The sequence below is a fragment of the Nonomuraea fuscirosea genome (assembly GCF_003001935.1).
GTDB classification, from domain to species: Bacteria; Actinomycetota; Actinomycetes; order Streptosporangiales; family Streptosporangiaceae; genus Nonomuraea; species Nonomuraea fuscirosea.
This window is the reverse complement of the sequence record NZ_PVNG01000025.1, coordinates 112050-129859: the sequence shown is the minus strand read 5'-3', so window position 1 is coordinate 129859 and position 17810 is coordinate 112050. Positions and strand designations below refer to the sequence as shown.

At 72.2% G+C, this 17810-nt stretch carries 15 protein-coding genes; 11 read left to right on the top strand and 4 right to left on the bottom strand.

The window, feature by feature from the left end; genetic code table 11:
- Positions 1 to 30: 30 nt before the first annotated feature.
- The 8 genes from B0I32_RS60495 to B0I32_RS44610 all read left to right on the top strand — a co-directional run bounded on the left by B0I32_RS60495 (position 31) and on the right by B0I32_RS44610 (position 9385).
- Positions 31 to 996 carry a helix-turn-helix transcriptional regulator gene (locus B0I32_RS60495; protein ID WP_106250073.1) on the top strand — a complete coding sequence of 322 codons (966 nt, stop codon included), beginning with the start codon at positions 31 to 33 and terminating at the stop codon, positions 994 to 996.
- A complete protein-coding gene (locus B0I32_RS44640) occupies positions 993 to 1193 on the top strand; it encodes a hypothetical protein (protein WP_106250071.1) in 201 nt (66 codons plus the stop codon). Before B0I32_RS60495 ends, B0I32_RS44640 begins: the two co-directional genes overlap by 4 nt.
- A 29-nt stretch (positions 1194 to 1222) precedes the next feature.
- The gene (gene tatA / locus B0I32_RS44635) at positions 1223 to 1561 is read left to right on the top strand and encodes a Sec-independent protein translocase subunit TatA (RefSeq protein WP_106250069.1); all 339 of its coding nucleotides are present in this window, start codon (positions 1223 to 1225) and stop codon (positions 1559 to 1561) included.
- A 92-nt stretch (positions 1562 to 1653) separates the two neighbouring features.
- Positions 1654 to 2487: a twin-arginine translocase subunit TatC gene (gene tatC / locus B0I32_RS44630; RefSeq protein WP_245956440.1), complete on the top strand. Its 834-nt coding sequence runs from the start codon at positions 1654 to 1656 to the stop codon at positions 2485 to 2487.
- A 140-nt stretch (positions 2488 to 2627) separates the two neighbouring features.
- Positions 2628 to 3527 (top strand): diacylglycerol/lipid kinase family protein, encoded by a 900-nt coding sequence (locus tag B0I32_RS44625; protein ID WP_106250065.1) that lies wholly within the window; start codon positions 2628 to 2630, stop codon positions 3525 to 3527.
- A 96-nt stretch (positions 3528 to 3623) separates the two neighbouring features.
- Positions 3624 to 6347, top strand: coding sequence for a DEAD/DEAH box helicase (locus B0I32_RS44620; RefSeq protein WP_106250063.1), 2724 nt, complete (start codon positions 3624 to 3626; stop codon positions 6345 to 6347).
- Between the two features lie 530 nt (positions 6348 to 6877).
- Complete coding sequence (locus B0I32_RS44615; protein ID WP_245956438.1) at positions 6878 to 8575, top strand: ABC transporter ATP-binding protein; 1698 nt, start codon at positions 6878 to 6880, stop codon at positions 8573 to 8575.
- A gap of 234 nt (positions 8576 to 8809) precedes the next feature.
- Positions 8810 to 9385 carry a TetR/AcrR family transcriptional regulator gene (locus tag B0I32_RS44610; protein WP_106250060.1) on the top strand — a complete coding sequence of 192 codons (576 nt, stop codon included), beginning with the start codon at positions 8810 to 8812 and terminating at the stop codon, positions 9383 to 9385.
- Positions 9386 to 9389: 4 nt separating this feature from the next.
- On the opposite strand, the gene B0I32_RS44605 is transcribed toward B0I32_RS44610, so the two are convergent.
- From B0I32_RS44605 to B0I32_RS44595, 3 genes are all read right to left on the bottom strand, one after another.
- Positions 9390 to 10805, bottom strand: a complete 1416-nt coding sequence (locus B0I32_RS44605; RefSeq protein ID WP_106250059.1) for an RNB domain-containing ribonuclease — start codon at positions 10803 to 10805, stop codon at positions 9390 to 9392.
- A gap of 109 nt (positions 10806 to 10914) precedes the next feature.
- Positions 10915 to 11238: an STAS domain-containing protein gene (locus B0I32_RS44600; protein WP_181308464.1), complete on the bottom strand. Its 324-nt coding sequence runs from the start codon at positions 11236 to 11238 to the stop codon at positions 10915 to 10917.
- A 227-nt stretch (positions 11239 to 11465) separates the two neighbouring features.
- Entirely contained in the window at positions 11466 to 12050 is a 585-nt protein-coding gene (locus B0I32_RS44595) for a TetR/AcrR family transcriptional regulator (protein ID WP_106250056.1), read from the bottom strand.
- 153 nt (positions 12051 to 12203) lie between these two features.
- On the opposite strand from B0I32_RS44595, the gene B0I32_RS44590 reads away from it, so the two are divergent.
- On the top strand, positions 12204 to 13454 hold the full coding sequence (locus B0I32_RS44590) for a hypothetical protein (protein ID WP_146178544.1): 1251 nt from the start codon (positions 12204 to 12206) through the stop codon (positions 13452 to 13454).
- A gap of 238 nt (positions 13455 to 13692) precedes the next feature.
- On the opposite strand, the gene B0I32_RS44585 is transcribed toward B0I32_RS44590, so the two are convergent.
- Positions 13693 to 14568, bottom strand: a complete 876-nt coding sequence (locus B0I32_RS44585) for a siderophore-interacting protein (RefSeq protein WP_219912337.1) — start codon at positions 14566 to 14568, stop codon at positions 13693 to 13695.
- A gap of 264 nt (positions 14569 to 14832) precedes the next feature.
- On the opposite strand from B0I32_RS44585, the gene B0I32_RS44580 reads away from it, so the two are divergent.
- Together B0I32_RS44580 and B0I32_RS44575 are read left to right on the top strand one after the other, a co-directional pair.
- The gene (locus tag B0I32_RS44580; protein ID WP_425438144.1) at positions 14833 to 16899 is read left to right on the top strand and encodes an alpha-galactosidase; all 2067 of its coding nucleotides are present in this window, start codon (positions 14833 to 14835) and stop codon (positions 16897 to 16899) included.
- A 96-nt stretch (positions 16900 to 16995) separates the two neighbouring features.
- Entirely contained in the window at positions 16996 to 17769 is a 774-nt protein-coding gene (locus tag B0I32_RS44575) for a neutral zinc metallopeptidase (RefSeq protein ID WP_181308462.1), read from the top strand.
- The last annotated feature ends 41 nt before the right edge of the window (positions 17770 to 17810 follow it).

Here is a 17810-nt window from a genome sequence, read left to right as displayed (position 1 = left end):
GGGGACGCAGGCAGTGGTGAAGGAGAACTCATGAGCGGGTCGGCCGACCGGCTGCCGCGGCTGCTGGCGCTGGTGCCGTACCTGATGTCCCACCCCGGGGCGCAGGTCGGCGAGGTGGCGGCGGTGTTCGGGCTGAGCGAGAAGCAGCTCATCGACGACCTGCAGCTCGTGTGGATGTGCGGGCTGCCCGGTCACACCCCCGGCGACCTCATCGACGTCTCATGGGACGGCGGCGAGATCCTCATCGACAACGCCGACACCATCGCCAGGCCGCTGCGGCTCGGCATCGACGAGGCCAGCGCGCTGCTGGTCGCCCTGCGCATGCTGGCCGCCTCCCCCGAGCTCGCCGAGGTGCCGGGCGACGCCCTGCCGCGCGTGACCGCCAAGCTGGAACGGGCCGCCGGCGAGGGCGCGGCCACCGTCAGCAGCCAGGTCGCCGTGGACGTCGACGCCGCCCCCGACGCCCTGCCGCGCGTGCGCGAGGGACTCACCAAGGGGCGCAGGCTCTCGCTGCGCTACTACGTGCCCGGCCGCGACGAGGTGACGCCGCGCGAGGTGGACCCCATGCGGGTCCTCATCGTCGACGGCCGCGCCTACCTGGAGGGCTGGTGCTACCGGGCCGAGGCGATGCGGCTGTTCCGGCTCGACCGGGTGCTCGACGCCGAGGTGCTCGACGTGCCCGCCGACCCGCCCGCCGGGGCCGAGCCGAGGGACGTCACCGACGGCGTCTTCCGGCCCTCGCCCACCGACGAGCTGGTGGAGCTGGAGCTGAGCGCCGCCGGGCGGTGGGTCGCCGAGTACTACCCGTGCGAGCAGGTCACCGAGCTGGGGGAGGGGCGGCTGCGGGTGGCGCTGCGGGTGCGCGACGAGGACTGGATCCTGCGGCTGGCGTTGCGGCTCGGCGACACCGGCCGGGTCGTCTCGCCGCCGGACATGGCGCGGACCGTGCGCCGCGAGGCCGAGCGCGCCCTGGCCCTGTACGCTCACCGGCCATGACGCAGATCTATCTGGCGGCGGCGCTGGGGGCGGCCGGGCTGGCCGCGGTCGGGTTCGCCGGTGCTCGCGTCGTCGTGGCGGCACGTACTCTGAGAAGGGAAATCGCCGAGGCGAAGGCACGGCTGGAACCTGGGCGGGCCAGATTGACGGGCCGGGGGGATGAGACCATGCCCCAGGCAGCGTACGATCGTGGCTGAAACAGGCACTCGCTAGAAAAGGGACTTTCATGCCGAACCTCGGGGTTCCTGAACTTCTGATCATCCTGCTGGTCCTCGTCCTGCTGTTCGGTGCCAAGAAGCTGCCCGACATGGCGCGGGGCGTCGGCCGGTCGCTGCGGATCTTCAAGGCCGAGACCGCCAAGCTGCGCGACGACGACGACACCACGGTCGAGGCCCAGACGCAGGCTCCGGCCCAGCCGGCGCCGCAGCCGCAGCCCGTGCAGCCGCAGCAGATCCAGGCCACGCCGGCTCCCGCGCCCTCCGCCGAGGAGCAGGCCCGCCAGCTGGAGGAGCAGGCCGCCAAGCTGCGCGCCTCCGCCGCCGCCCAGGCCGACAAGCGCGCCTGACCCCACCCCTCCTCGTCACCTGGACTGCTTAGATGGCGCTGCTCAAACGGTCAAGCCGGCCCGCACCTGATCCCGAGGGCCGCATGCCCCTCATGGACCATCTGCGTGAGCTGCGCAACCGGCTGCTCATCGCGATCGCCGCCATCGTCGTCGGCATCATCATCGGATGGATCTTCTTCGATCCGGTGTGGGAGGCGCTCAAGGCGCCCTACTGCGAGACGGCCCAGTCGCGTCAGCTCAACGGGCAGTGCAGCCTGACCTACAGCGGCATCTTCCAGTCCTTCTTCATCACGCTGAAGGTCTCGTTGATGATCGGGCTCGTGGTGGCGTCCCCGGTCTGGCTCTACCAGATCTGGGCGTTCGTGACTCCCGCGCTCTATCGCAGCGAGAAGCGTTACTCGATCGCGTTCCTGGCGCTGGCCGTCCCGCTGTTCGTGCTCGGGGCCGCGCTGGCCTACATCATCATGGACACCAGCCTCGGCATCCTGCTGGGGTTCTCGCTCGACGGCACCGTCGCCACCATCGGCATCGACGACTACCTCGACTACGTCCTGATCATGCTGATGATCTTCGGCGTCTCCTTCGAGCTGCCGTTGCTGCTGGTCTTCCTCAACTTCATCGGCGTGCTGTCGCACGGCACCGTGAAGAAGCACCGCCGCACGGTCATCTTCGTCATGTTCGTCTTCGGCGCCGTGATCACCCCCGGCGGCGATCCGCTGACGATGATGGCGCTGGCCGCACCGATGATCATCCTGTACTTCGTGGCCGAGCTGGTCATGTACGTACGCGAGCGCCGCGCTCCCGCGGCCGAGAACTTCGCGAACCTGTCCGACGACGAGGCGTCCCCGCTGGCCCAGGACGATCCGGAGCCCGCGGCCGATCCCACGCCGCTCGACGAGGAGCCGCCCGGCACCGACAGGCGATAGGAGGCGGCAGGGGCGTTCCCGGCCCGGACCGCATGCGATGAGGGCTTCCTGAGCGTCGCCGTGTGCGATGGGGCCTTCTCGAGTGTCGCCGCGTGCGCCGGGGCATTCCCGTTCCGCGCCGCAGGCGATAGGTTCCGGTCGTGTCCCCTCAACTCGCCCTGCTGGTCAACCCCGCCGCCCGCGGCGGCCGTACGCTGCGCCTGCTCGAACCCGTGGCGCGCCGGCTGCGCGCCGGAGGGGCCGAGCTGTCGGTGATCGTCGGCGACGACGCCGCCGACGCCCTGGAGCGGGCCTGCACCGCCGTGTCCGAGCGCCCCGACGCGCTCGTCGCGTTCGGCGGCGACGGCCTGGTCCACCTGGCCGTCCAGGCCGTGGCCGGCACCGACGTGCCGCTCGGCATCATCCCCGCGGGCACGGGCAACGACATCGCCGCCGCGCTCGGCCTGCACCGCGCCGACCCGATCGCCGCCGCCAGGACCGTGCTGCGGATGCGGACGCGGCAGGTCGACGCCGCGAGCATCCGCGCCGGGACGGCCGACGAGCTGTTCGCCGGGGTGGTGTGCTGCGGGTTCGACTCGCGGGTCAACGAGCGGGCCAACCGGCTGACCTGGCCGCCGGGGATGGCGCGCTACCTGGTGGCGATGGCCGGCGAACTGCGCTCGTTCCGGCCGATCCCGTTCCGCGTCACGTTCGACGGCGACGAGGTGGTCGAGCGGGAGGCCATGCTGGTGGCGGTGGCCAACACGCACTCGTACGGGGCCGGGATGCGCGTATGCCCCGACGCGGCCCCCGACGACGGGCTGCTCGACGTGGCGATGATCGGGGCGATGTCGAAGCGGGAGTTCCTGCGCGTGTTCCCCGGCGTCTACCGGGGGACGCACGTCGGCCATCCGGCCGTGTCGATCCGGCGGGTGCGCGCCGTGCGGGTGGAGGTGGGCTCGCCGGACGAGGACGTGGTGGCCTACGCCGACGGCGAACGGGTCGGCGCGGTGCCGCTGGAGTGTGCGGTGCGACCTGGGGCGTTACGGGTCATCGTGTGAAATCTACTTTGTAAAGGCGTTGGCCGGCGGCCGTTCGCGGGCTGTGCGGGAACGGGCGGGACGGACCGGAAAGGCGATTTCGGTAGGCTGACGGGTATGACAACGCCAGCGGAACGCTACGCGGCCTTCCGTCAGAAGCACGGGGACGACGGGGCCGCTCTCAGATCGTTCCGAGGTCTCTACGACTTCGCTCTGGACGACTTCCAGCTGGACGCCTGCCGGGCCCTGGAGGCAGGAGACGGGGTGCTGGTGGCGGCGCCGACGGGGTCGGGCAAGACGGTCGTCGGCGAGTTCGCCGTGCACCTCGCCCTGGAGCAGGGCCGCAAGTGCTTCTACACCACCCCCATCAAGGCGTTGTCCAACCAGAAGTACAACGACCTGGTCAAACGGTACGGCACCGGCAAGGTCGGCCTGCTGACCGGCGACAACAGCGTCAACGGCGAGGCGCCCATCGTGGTCATGACCACGGAGGTGCTGCGCAACATGCTCTACGCCGGCTCGGCGACGCTGGCCGGGCTGGGGTTCGCCGTGATGGACGAGGTCCACTACCTGGCCGACCGCTTCCGCGGCGCGGTGTGGGAAGAGGTCATCATCCACCTGCCCGAGTCGGTCCGGCTGGTGGCGCTGTCGGCGACGGTGAGCAACGCCGAGGAGTTCGGCGAGTGGATGGGCGAGGTGCGCGGCGACACGACGGTGATCGTGGACGAGCACCGGCCGGTGCCGCTGTGGCAGCACATGATGGTCGGCAACCGGATCTACGACCTGTTCGTCAGCGACGACCTGACGCCGCGGATCAATCCGACGCTGATGCGGGTGACGCGCGACGCCGAGCGGCTGACGTCGGGGCGGGGCCGGCGGGGTTACGGCAGGCCGCAGCGCTCGCGCCCGCCCGACCGGGTGCAGGTGATCGAGAAGCTGGACTCCGAGGGGCTGCTGCCGGCGATCACGTTCATCTTCTCGCGGGCCGGCTGTCAGGCGGCGGTGCAGCAGTGCCTGTACGCGGGCATCCGGCTCACCACCGACCGGGAGCGGCACGAGATCAGGCAGCTCGTCGACGAGCGCACGGCTCACCTGCCGGACGAGGACCTGGCGGTGCTGGGTTATCTGGAGTGGCGCGACTGCCTGGAGCGGGGGCTGGCGGCGCACCACGCGGGCATGCTGCCGGCCTTCAAGGAGGTCGTGGAGGAGCTGTTCACCCGCGGGCTGGTCAAGGCCGTGTTCGCGACGGAGACGCTGGCGCTGGGCATCAACATGCCGGCCCGCAGCGTGGTGATCGAGAAGCTGGACAAGTGGAACGGTGAGACGCACGCCGACCTGACGCCGGGGGAGTACACCCAGCTGACCGGGCGGGCCGGGCGGCGCGGCATCGACGTCGAGGGTCACGCGGTGGTGCTGTGGCAGCCGGGCATGGATCCGCTGTCGGTGGCGGGGCTGGCGGGCACGCGGACGTATCCGCTGCGGTCGAGTTTCCAGCCTTCGTACAACATGGCGGTCAACCTGGTCGGCCAGTTCGGGCGGGAGCGGGCCAGGACGCTGCTGGAGGAGTCGTTCGCGCAGTTCCAGGCCGACCGGGCGGTCGTGGGGCTGGCCAAGCAGCTGCGCAAGCACGAGGAGGCCCTGGAGGGCTACCAGGAGGCCATGACGTGCCATCTGGGTGACTTCCCGGAATACGCGGCGTTGCGCCGCCGGCTGTCGGACCGGGAGGCGGAGCTGTCGCGTCAGCGCGGGACGGCCCGGCGGGCCGCGGCGGTGAAGTCGCTGGAGGCGTTGCAGCCCGGTGACGTGATCCGGGTGCCGGGCGGGCGTAGGGCGGGGCTGGCGATCGTGCTCGATCCCGGCCGCAATCCGCGCGGGACGGGGCCGAGCCCGCTGGTGCTGACGATCGGCAAGCAGATCAAGAAGCTCGATCCGGCGGACTTCCCGGTGCCGGTCGAGCCGCTGGAGAAGCTGCGCATCCCGAAGAACTTCAACGGCCGCTCGCCGAAGGAGCGCGCCAACCTGGTCTCGACGCTGCTGGCCAAGATGGGTGACCGCGATCTGGGCAAGCCGGTCAGGGCGCGGGACCACGCCGTGGAGGACGACGAGGTCAACGAGCTGCGCCGGCGTATCCGGCAGCATCCGTGCCACGGGTGCGACGAGCGGGAGGACCATGCGCGCTGGGCCGAGCGCTACTACAAGCTGCTGCGCGAGACCGAGGGGCTGCGCCGCCGGGTGGAGGGCCGTTCGCACGTCATCTCCCGTACGTTCGACCGCATCTGCTCGGTGCTGGAGCAGCTCGGTTACCTGGAGGAGGAGGCGGTCACCGACGAGGGCCGCCGGTTGGGGCGCCTCTACACCGAGCTGGACCTGCTGACCGCCGAGTGCCTGCGCAACGGCCTGTGGGAGGAGCTGGACCCGGCGGAGCTGGCGGCGTGCGTGTCGGCGCTGGTGTTCGAGTCGCGGGCGTCCGACGACGCCCGCCGGCCGAAGATCCCGGCGGGGCGGGCGCAGGACGCGCTGTCGGCGATGATCCGGCTGTGGGGGGAGCTGGAGGGCATCGAGTCCGACCACGGGCTGTCCACGATCAGGGAGCCGGATCTGGGGTTCGCGTGGGCGGCGTTCCGCTGGACGAAGGGTCACACGCTGGACGCGGTGCTGATGGAGGGGATCAACGGCAACGAGCTGGCGGCCGGTGACTTCGTGCGCTGGGTGAAGCAGCTGATGGACCTGCTCGGGCAGCTCGGGAACGCGGCGCCGCCCGGTAGCAAGATCAAGCAGACGGCGATCAAGGCGGTGGACGGGATGCGGCGCGGCGTGGTGGCGTACTCGTCGCTGACCTGACCTGCCCGAGCTGACCTGACCCGACCTGCACAAGCTGGCCTGACCTGACGTCGGTGTCGGCGGCGGACGCTCCTGGGAATCGCCTCCCGGGAGCGTCTTTTTGCTTCGGGGTGGTGTTCGGTTGGTTCTTTTACTTGTGGGCCGCTGACTTTACGCGGGTGTCTTCATCGCCTTTCCCGTCTGGTTTTACCAGTCAAGTCTCTTTGAAATCAGCGATTATCTGCTGATTTATCGCAATTCGGGTGCTAGCGTCCGATTTGTCAGTGTTCCGCCAACGGGGGAGGAAACATGGCGAGCACGAAACTCTCACAGGCCGGCTTCCAGCAAGGATGGGGCTGCCGTCGGCGCCGCCGCTGTCATCGCCGGTGGAGCTGCTGTGGTCGCCGTAGGTGGTGGGGGTGCTAAGTAACCCCAGCGGAGAGGGCCGGCGGCTGAGCCGCCGGCTCTCTTTGAACGCCTCCGGCCGTGAACTCGCGCCGGCGATTTCGCTTCGCCGCACATTCCGCGAGTTCTGGCCGGACACCCGCGGATTGCGCCGGCTCTTCGCGGCTGGGGTGGTGTTCGCCATCCTGGCCGCGCTCTGCGAGGTCGCCGCGATCCGCCTGTTCGGCCACATCACCGACACCGTTCTCACGACCCGGGACCTGGGCGCCTTCTGGGTGCCCGCGTTCACCTGGCTCGGGCTCGCCGCGATCGCCGGGGCGACCTCCTTCGCGGGGGCCTACCTCACCGCGCTCGGCGCGGAACGGTTCCTGCTGGCCCTGCGCGACCGGGTCTACGCCCACCTGCAGACGCTCGCGCCCGACTTCTCCGAGAACCGGCGCCTGGGCGACCTGATGGCGCGGATGACCGACGACGTCGAGGCCATCGAGGAACTCGTCGGGTCCGGGCTCGTCCGCGCGATCACCACGGCCGCCAGCGTCGTCTTCTTCGCGGGGGCGGCGTTCTTCATCCGCTGGGACCTCGCGCTGCTCACCATGGCGCTGATCCCGCTGTTCCTGGTGGTCTCGAAGGTGTTCGCGTCCCGGTTCAGGACGGCGGCGGCACGCGAGCGGGCCAGCAACGGGGCGATGAACAGCGTCCTTGAGGAAGGGCTGGCCAACCAGCCGCTCGTGCAGGCCTACAACCGGCAGGACGCCGAGTCGCGGCGGCTGCACCAGGAGGGCCGCGGCTGGCTGCGCGCGAACATGGTGCAGGCCTGGCTGGCCGGACTCTACGGCCCCGCGGTCCAGCTCATCGAGACCGTCTGCCTGATCGTCGTCCTCGGGTTCGGCGCGTGGGAGATCGCGGCGGGCCGGCTGACGCTCGGCGGGCTGCTGGCCTTCGCGGCCTACCTGGCCCTGCTCTACCCGGCCGTACAGGGGCTGGGTGAGCTGGCCCTGACCGTGTCGGAGGCGGCGGCGGGATCGGACCGGGTCATCGAGATCCTGCGGTCGCGTCCCGACGTCACCGACGCCCGCGACGCCGAGCCGGTACGGCGCGCGCGGGGCGAAGTCGCCTTCGAAGGGGTCGGCTTCGCCTATCCGGGGCGGGGACGGCCGGTGCTGCGGGACATGTCGTTCACCGCCGAGCCCGGCGAGGTCGTGGTCCTGGCCGGGCCGAGTGGGGCCGGCAAGTCCACGGTGGCCAAGCTGCTGCTGCGCTTCTACGACCCGGACGAGGGCCGCATCCTGCTGGACGGCGTCGACATCCGCAGCCTGACCAGGGAGTCGCTGCGGGAGAACGTGACGATCCTGCACCAGGAGACGATGCTGTTCTCCGGCTCCGTACGCGAGAACATCGCCTACGGCCGTCCCGGCGCCCCGCTCGACGAGGTGATCAGGGCGGCGGAGGCGGCCGGCGTGCACGACTTCGTCAAACTGCTGCCCCAGGGGTACGACACGCCGGTGGGGCAGCGGGGCAGGCTGCTGTCCGGCGGGCAGCGGCAGCGGATCGCGATCGCCAGGGCGATCCTGCGCGACACGCCCGTGCTGGTGCTCGACGAGCCGATGACCGGCCTGGACGACGCCACGGCCGCCCAGGTGATGACGCCGCTGCGGCGGCTCATGGCCGGGCGGACGACGCTGATGGTCACGCACGATCCCCGGCATGTGCCGGAGGGGGCGCGCCTGGTGGAGGTGGAGCCGGTGCCGCGCGAGGAGCGCCTCCGGTTCCGGCGCGCCGGCGCCCGCGGGCGCGGGCGCCTTCGCCGCCGGTACGAGGCCGCGGAACCCCTGTCACCGGCGTGACGCGGGACCTCGGTCACCTGCCGGACGGGGACCTGCTGTCACCGGGGTGACGCGGAGACCCTGTCGCCGGCAGGACGGGAAGCGGGGGCCTTCGCGATCGGGTGTGCTGATCGCGGAGGCTTCCGTCATGTCGGCGTGCGAAAGGTGTATGTCGGAAATCTCCTCGATAGAATCGGAGAGCTCGCTCCGTTTGCCGGAGGGTTGCCGAAGGGGTGACCGAAGGGGTGGGAGGTCATGGGCGACGACCACAGCTCCGCCAGGCCGCTGCGGGCCGACGCGCGGCGCAACCGCGAGCGGGTGCTGCAGATCGCGCAGGAGGCGCTGGCCGGCGACGGCCTGACCATCTCCTTCGACGAGATCGCCCGTCGGGCCGGGTTCGGCGTCGGGACCGTCTACCGGCACTTCCCGACCAAGGAGGCGCTGTTCGAGGCGGTGCTGCTCGGGCGGATCGAACGGTTCGTGGCCGACGCCCGCGCGCTGGCCACCGCCGAGGACCCCGGCAAGGCGTTCTTCGGCTGGTTCGCGCGGGTGACCGAGCAGGCCGCGGCCAGCCAGGCGCTGTGCGACATGCTGGAGAGCGGCTCAGTCCTGCGGCCGGGCTCCACACTGGAGGACGACTTCACCGCCGCGCTCGGCCGCCTGCTGGTGCGGGCGCAGCGGGTGGGGGCGGCACGGACCGACCTGACCGCCCACGACGTACGCGACCTGCTCCGCGGCTGCCTGACCGCCGAGCGGCGGGCCCGGGCCAGGGGCGGCGCGCTGCGGATGGCGGACGTGATCTGCGACGGCATGCGCGCCAGAACGAGCTGACTCCTCAGCCGGCGAGGGTGAAGCGGACCTCGCGGGTGGCCGGGTCGGCGCGGGTCAGGCGTACCGTGACGTGCTCGCCCAGGGGGAGGGTGCCGTCGCAGCGGGCGATCACGGCGGGGTCGACGAGCTGCACCTGACCGCCGCCGCGGCGTTCGTCCACGTCGATCACCACCGCCTCGAACGCCTGCCCGACCCGGTCCCGCAGCAGGAACGCCTCCACCAGGTCCACGCACGCCCGCTCCACCGACCCCGAGCGCCGGCCCGAGGCGGACATGAGGTCGGGCAGGAGCGTCAGCGCCGCCCGCACGTCGGACGGCACCGGCTCGCCCGCCGCGACCGCCAGGCACACCTCCGTCGCGTAGCGGTCGACCAGGCGCCGCAGCGGGGCCGTGACGTGCGCGTACGGGGCCGCCACCGCCGCGTGCTCGGCCAGCCGGGGCGGCGCGCCGTCGAAGGCCACGTAGCCGGCCCCGCGCAGCAGCACCCTCGACTCGTGCAGGAACGCCGCCTGCCTGCCGTTCTTCGGATCCAGGTCGTGCACCACGGCCCCGTAACCGGCCCCCTCGGGCCACGGCACGTCCAGCGCCTGCGCCACCCTGCGTACCTTGGCCAGGTCGCCGGGCTGCGGGCGGGGCAGCACGCGCAGGATGCCGATCTCGGCGTCGAGCATCATCGCGGCCGCGGCCATGCCGGTCAGCAGCGAGATCTGGGCGTTCCACGCCTCGGCGGGCAGCGGCAGCCGGAACTCCAGCCGGTAGCCGCCGTCGTCGCGCACCACCTCCTGGTCGGGCGTGGGCAGGGTGACGCCGCCGCGGTCGCGTTCGAGCGCCAGCCTCAGCTCGCCGATCTCGGCCAGCAGCTCCAGTACGCCGTCCGCGGTGCCGGTGTCGTGCACCGCCTGCACGTAGGCGTAGTCGTAGCGCTCGCGGCTGCGGACGAGGGCGCGCTGCACGTCGGCTCCCACCGCCTCGCCGTCGGCGTCGAGGTCGATCCGCCACACCACGGCCGGGCGCAGCGCCCCGGGCAGCAGGCTGGCCGCGTCCTCCGACAGCACCGGCGGGTGCAGCGGCACCTTGCCCGCCGGCAGGTAGACGGTCTCGCCCCGCCCGCGGGCCTCGGCGTCGATCACGCCGCCGGGGCGCACGAACGCGCCGACGTCGGCGATGGCGTACCAGACGCGGTATCCGGCGCGGAGCCGTTCGAGGTGCACGGCCTGGTCGAGGTCCATCGAGCCGGGCGGGTCGATGGTGACGAACGGGACGTCGGACATGTCCTTCGCGTCCAGCCTCGGCACCTTGGCCACCCAGGCGGCCTCGTCGAGCACGGCGCGGGGGAAGCCGCCGGGCAGCTTCAGCTCCCGCCCGATCCGCTCGAAACCGTCCTCCAGCTTGAGGGGTATCTCATCGGGAACCTGAATCATCGGCACACGGGACAACCTACCGGCGCGCATGATCGGGAGCGCCAGATCTCACGGAAAGTCACGACGACGAGAGGGTGGCGGCAGGCGGGGCGCGGACGTGGATCGCTGCTCAGGTGAGGTGCTGGTCGAGGCCGGTGATGCGGAGGAGGCGGCGCATGGCGGGCGGCGCGCTGGTGATGTGCATCGGGGTGTGCTGGCTCAGTGCCTGGTTCTGGACGGCGACCAGGATGCCGAGGCCGGCCGCGTCGATGAAGGACAGGCGGCTCAGCTCGATCACCAGCCGCACCTCGGGGCAGGAGCAGCGGCCGGCCTCCTGGAGCAGGTGCAGCAGGTGGCTGCGGAGCTGTTCGGTGGTGGCGATGTCGAGCTCTCCGGACACGCTCACCAGCAGCGTTCCGTCGCGGCGGCTGGTGGTCAGGTGCAGTGGATCCATTCCGGCTCCGCGCTCTCTCAGGGCCGGGATCATGTGTCGGTGGCGCGGACCCGCCCTTGCCTTTCGGCACCCGATGTCGTAGGTGGATCACATAGAGCGACTACACGCTTCCGGAATGGAGTGTACATGTCTGTCCGTGCACGCCGGGTGGCCGAGCCGCGTTCTGGAGGATAAGAAAGCCTCCTCGGGTGAACAATTCCGCTTACCAGTTGGAAAAAACCACACCTTCAGCGCGGTTTCAGGCCGAGGAGGAGGAGATCGCACAGAGCGTTCAGTTCGTCCTCGACCTCGGGACGGCTCCAGGAGGCGGCGTGCGCGGGGTCGTGGAAGGCGTTCGCGGCGAGGAAGACGGTGCGGGCCGAGGCGGCGGGGTCGGCGGTGGCCAGCTCGCCGCGCGCGGCGCCGGTGGCGATGATCTCCTCCAGCTGGTCGACGAGGCCGGTGATGTGCTCCTGGATGACCTCGCTGGCCTCGTTCACCAGCACCATGTACGTGGCGAACAGCTCGGGGTCGTCGAGCGCCTTGGCCCGCTTGGAGGCGGACAGCGTCGTCAGCCAGTCGCGCAGCCGGGTCTCGGCCGGGGCCGGCGAGGCCATGACCTTGGCGAGACCGGCGTGGGCCTCCTCCAGCCAGCGGTGCGTCACGGCCTCGCGCAGGGCCGTCTTGCTGGGGAAATGGCGGTAGACGCTGCCGTGGCTGACGCCCAGTGCCCGCGCCACGTCCACGACCGTGGCCTTGGCCGGGCCGTAGCGGCGCAGGACATCCTGGGCCGCCGTGAGGATCTGCTCGGAGGTCAGGATGCCATCTGTCATATGGCCAATTCTGTCAGCCGTGACGGTGTGCGATGTCACTGGTGGTACGGCTGGGGATATTTGGGGAAATTTCCCGGTTTAAGAGGGGCGATCACACTACGCTACTAGCCCTGTCATCACGTGCGGTCATGACGAGGGGAAAGCGAAAACATCGTGTTAGTCGCAGTCGCAGTGCTGGCCGCCGCCGTGGTGGGCGCGGTGGCCTGGTGGCTCCGCCGCGGTCCGGACGGCGGCGAGGGCTTCGCCGGTTTGGAGACCGAGCCGAGGTGGGGCTGGGAGCTCTCGCTCGCACCGGACGCGCGGGCCGCGTTCACGGAGGGCCTGCGGGCCTACCACGAGAGCGGTGGCGCCGTGCGGTTCGACGGGGAACGGGGGGTGCTGACGACGTTCGAACCGCCGCGGCTGATCTCCCTGCACCTGTTCGCGGACGCCTTCGCGGCCCGGGGGGACGCCGCGATGCACGACCCGCAGGGCACGGTCGCGGAGCTGATGGAGCAGATCGCCGGATCAGAACGGTCCGGGGTGCTGCACCTGCGGGCCGGGTGGCTGGAGGGCGAGGTGGACGGCCTGGACGCGGCCGGCTTCCTTGCCGCGACGGGCGAGGCGGTACGGCCGGGAGCCTGGTCGGGCGAGGCCGGCCTTGGAGCGTTGCAGGTGATCGTTCCCGCCACGCGGACGAGCGGCGAGCCCGGGCTGTCCCACGTCAACGGCACCCCGCTCAAAACCGTGACCACCGCGACCACCGGCGCCGGCCTGGCCCGCGAACCGGGGACGGAGCCGGCGGGCCGGACGGACGCGGACGGCGCGACCCTCCTGGAAGCGGACGGCGTGGCCCTGCTGGAGACATCCGGCATCGGAACGGAGACCACGACCGGCCCCGGCGCCGCCGCCGGGTCCGGAGCCGGGGCGGACGGCGCGGCGGGTGGCGCGCTACGGGCCGGGGCCGATGGGGAGGCCGGAGCTCAGGCCGGGACGGATACCGTCGCCGGGAGCGGGGCGGATGACGCGGTCTCGCCCGGGTCCGAAGCCGTCGCCGCGATGGCGGCGCAAGCCGGGGCCGAGGCGGAAACTCCTGAGGCGGGAACCCCTGAGGCGGAGCCGCGTGCTGAGGCGGGGACGAAAGCCCGGTCTGGGACGGGAGCCCAGCAGGCGCGGGTCGAGTCGGGGGCGAAGGCCGGTGCCGCCGGGATCGGTGCGGGGGAGCCCAACACGATGATGGTGGACCTGGCCAGAGTGCTCGACCGTTACCAGGAGGCGCGCGAGAAGCGGCCGGACGCGGCGGCCGAGGCGCTGCTGCGTGAGGTGCTGCCCCGCCTGATCGCCTCCGGCGGCCCCGGCCTGACGTGGACGAGACCCCCGACCGCCGCCGAGCTGCGGACCGTGCTGGGCGACTCCCGGGAGTGACGCCGACCTGCCCGGCCGGCGACGACTCCGGGAGCGACCACCCGATCTGATCGGCCGACCTCACAGCCGCCTGCCGGTGCTCGGAGGCCAGGGCCCGGCCCTGCATGGCGCGCCATGGTCGGGCCGGCCCGCCCGACCGTGTCATGAGTCGGGCCTACCCTGCACGGCCCGTCATGAGCGGGATCCTGCCCGCCACGTCGTTCGCAGGCCGGGCCGGCCCATCTCCGCCGAGGCGTGGTTACGACTCGTTCTCCGAGCGGCCGTTGCGCCAGTAGCCCATGAAGGCCACCGCGCGCCGGTCCAGCCCCCGTTCGGCGACCAGGTGCCGCCGGAGGGCCTTGATGACGCCGGCCTCGCCGGCCAGCCAGGCGTACAGGGGGCCGTGGTCGGTGACCTCCTGCGGCACCTCCCACAGCTCGTCCGCGTCCACGTCCACGTCGTCGAAGGTGTCGGGGACGGGCAGCGGCGGCAGGAGGCGGCCGGCGGCGGTCTTGACGGCGGGGAGGAGTTCGGCGCCGCGTTCGCCGCCGTTCCTGGGCAGCCAGGTGATCTTGACGGAGGCGGCCGTCTCGACCGGCAGGACGTCGTCGGAGCAGGGCACCTCCATGAACACCTCGCCCGCGAGGTGGGCGGGCAGCCGCTCCAGGACGGCGCAGATGGCGGGCACGGCGGTCTCGTCGCCGGCGATGAGGACGCAGCCCGTGCCGGCGGGCGGGTGGAACTCCAGGCCGCCGTGGCGCTCCGGGTAGCGGGAGTCGGGGCCGTAGAGGGCGGCGACGTCGCCCGGCCGCACCTGCTCGGCCCAGCGGGCGACGGGGCCGCCGTCGGGGTGCATGACCACGTCCACGTCCACTTCGGCGGCCTCGGGGCGGACGGTCCGCGCGGTGTAGGTGCGCATCGGGTTGCGCCGGTCGTCGCCGAGCTGCCGCCAGCGGGGGTACCAGTCGGGGCCGGTCGGCAGGTGGGCCAGGCCGTGGCCGGGGAGGGGGAGGATGAGCTTGAGCCGCTGGTCGAAGCCGTTGTCGGCGAACAGGTGCAGGTCTTCGCCGGTGAAGGTCACCCGCAGGAACGACGGGCTCAGCCTTTCGAGGCGGTCCACGCGTACGTCGAACATGCGAAAAGGCTGGGTCATCCCCGAGGTCTCCCGTCTAGATTAGGTGAGGCTAACCTAAAGGATCGCGGCAGTTTAGGCCAGTTGAGGCGGCTTGCTCAGGGTTAAGGGATGGAAGAGCGGTTCAACCCCTGCAGCCCGTTTCCAGGAGGGGCTCCGCCATGGCGCGGCCGAGATCGAGGGCGATAGCGTCGGAGCGCTGAAAATGTGACAGGCGCAGGTCGGCGTGCCCGGCCCGCCCCAGATTGGAGCCCCTCTTTGTCACCCGTGATCCTCTCCGCGGCGGGCGCCGCGCTGGTGCTCGACGACTCCGGCCCCGGCCTGCCGCGGGTGCGGCACTTCGGCGCCGCACTCGGGCCGCTCGACGCTCCCTTGCCCGCCGCGGTCGTGGCGCCCGCGTTCGCCTCGCCCGCGCCGCCGTTGCTGCCCGCGCAGGGGGACGGCTGGTACGGCCGGCCGGGCCTGTCCGGCGTCAGGGACGGCGAGCACTGGCCGGTGCGGTGGAGCGTGGACCGGCTGGAGGCGCGGGCGGAGCCCGGCTCGGGCGGCACGGTGACCGTGACGGCCACCGACGCTCAGGCGGGGCTGAGCCTGGTGAGCGAGCTGGTCATGGACGAGGGCGGCCTGGTGCGGATGCGGCACGCGGTGACGAACACCGCGCCGTCGCCGTACCGGATGCAGGGGCTGGTGTGCGCGCTGCCGGTGCCCGCGCGGGCGGGTGAGCTGCTCGACTTCACCGGCCGGTGGGGGCTGGAGAAGGTGCCGCAGCGACGCGAGTTCGGCTACGGGGTGTGGTCCAGGGAGAACCGGCGCGGCCGCACCGGGCACGACGGCACCGGGCTGCTGGTGGCGGGGACCGGGAGGTTCGGGTTCCGGTCCGGCGAGGTGTGGGCGGTGCACGCGGGGTGGAGCGGCGGCCACGTGCACTACGCCGAGCGGCTGCCCGAGGGCGTCGCGCTGCTGGCCGCGGGCGAGCTGCTCGACCCCGGCGAGGTGGTCCTGGCGCGGGGCGAGACCTATCGCACGCCGTGGGTGTACTTCAGCTGGTCGGGCACGGGGCTCGACGAGGTGAGCGCGCGGGTGCACGGCCATCTGCGCTCCCGTCCGCTGCCGGTGCGGCCGGTGACGCTGAACAACTGGGAGGCGACCTACTTCGACCACGGTCTCGACCGGCTGCTGGAGCTGGCCGAGCGGGCGGCGGCGGCCGGGGTCGAGCGGTTCGTGCTGGACGACGGCTGGTTCCGCCACCGCCGCGACGACCGGGCCGGCCTCGGCGACTGGTACGTGGACGAGGGCGTCTGGCCGGACGGCCTGCACCCGCTGGCCGTCCGGGTGCGCGAGCTCGGCATGCAGTTCGGCCTCTGGTTCGAGCCGGAGATGGTCAACCCGGACTCCGACCTGGCCCGCGAGCACCCCGACTGGATCCTCGGCCGGCCCGAGCGCACGCCGCCGCCGTACCGCAACCAGCAGGTGCTCGACCTGGCCCGCCCGGAGGCGTACGCGTACCTGCTGGAACGCACCTCCGCCCTGGTCGGCGAGTACGCGCTCGACTACATCAAGTGGGACCACAACCGCGACATCGCCGAGCCCGTGCACGACGGCGCGCCCGGCGTGCACGCGCAGACGCTGGCCGCCTACCGGCTGCTGGACGAGCTGCGCGCCCGCCACCCCGGGCTGGAGATCGAGTCGTGCTCGTCCGGCGGCGCCCGGATCGACCTCGGCATCCTGGCCCGCACCGACCGGGTGTGGACCTCCGACAGCAACGACGCGCTCGACCGGCAGGCCATCCAGCGCTGGACCGGGCTGCTGGTCCCGCCGGAGCGGCTGGGCTGCCACGTGGGCGCGCCGGGCGACCACATCACCGGCCGGTCGCTGCCGCTGGCCTTCAGGGCGGCGACGGCGCTGTTCGGGCACATGGGCGTGGAGTGGGACCTGACCTCGGCGAGCGAGGCCGAGCTGGAGGAGCTGGCGACCTGGATCGCGCTGCACAAGCGGCTGCGGCCGCTGCTGCACGCGGGCCGGGTGGTGCGCGCCGACCATCCCGACCCGTCGGCGCTGCTGCACGGGGTGGTGCTGCCCGAGCGGGCGGTGTACGCGTACGTGCAGCAGGCCTCCCGCCTGGACATGGCGCCCGCGCCGCTGCGGCTGCCCGGGCTCGACCCCGCCGCCACGTACGAGGTGCGCACGGCCGGTCCGGCCCCCGAGCGCGCGCTGCTGCCGGAGTGGGCCGCCGCCCCGGTGCGGGTGCCCGGCGCGGTGCTGGCCGAGCTGGGCCTGCCCGCCCCGGCGCTGCGCCCGGCCTCCGCGCTGATCATCGAGCTCGAACGCGTCTAGAGCGCGTCCCCGGCCGCCGCCAGAGCATCGGGCGGCGGCCGGGGCTGTCGTGCACGGCACAGCGTGCGCGGATGATCTGCCCGTAAAATGCCCGTCATGCGTCTCTCCGCCCTCGTCGCCGTTCTCCTCTGCGCGGCGCTGTTACCGGCCCACTCCGCGCAGGCGTCCGCGTACCCGATCCGCGACCGCGCCCTGACCGCGAACAAGCTGTACGACAGCGGCAGGCTCCAGCCCAGCGAGTGCCCGGAGCGGAAGATCGAACCCGACGACGTCGCCCAGGCCAAGCGCTACCTGCAGGCGGTGCTCACCTGCCTCAACGCCTCCTGGGGCGCCCACCTGACCCGGGCCGGCCTGCCGTTCACCAAGGCGAGGATGGGCTTCATCACCAAGCCGCGGCGCTTCTGCGGCAGCAAGTGGGGCAACGCGTCGGGGGCCTACTGCGCGAGCGATAAGCGCTTCCTCATCCTGCTCGACGACGACCTGCTCGAAGTGACCTCCGACCTGTTCCTGTTCAGCCTGGCCGCGCACGAGTTCGCGCACCACCTGCAGAACGTCACCGGGATCAACCGGGCCTTCGAACGCTACCCGTACAAGGGCAAGAAGGAGCTGAACGAGCAGTTCCGCCGCAACGAGCTGCAGGCCGAGTGCCTGGGCGGCGTGTTCATCGGCAGCGTCTGGGGCTCGCTCGACCGTGACGGCGACGACTGGGACCAGCTGCTCGACATCAACCGGCACAGCGGCGACGAGCAGGCGAAGGTGCGCGACCACGGCAAGGGCCGCAACATCGCCGCCTGGCTGGACAAGGGCTTCCGCGCGGCCTCGCCGGCGGCGTGCAACACCTGGACGGCGCCCGCCCAGAAGGTCTCCTAGCCGGAGATGCCGGGGCGGCGGCGCCCGCCGCCCCGGAACCG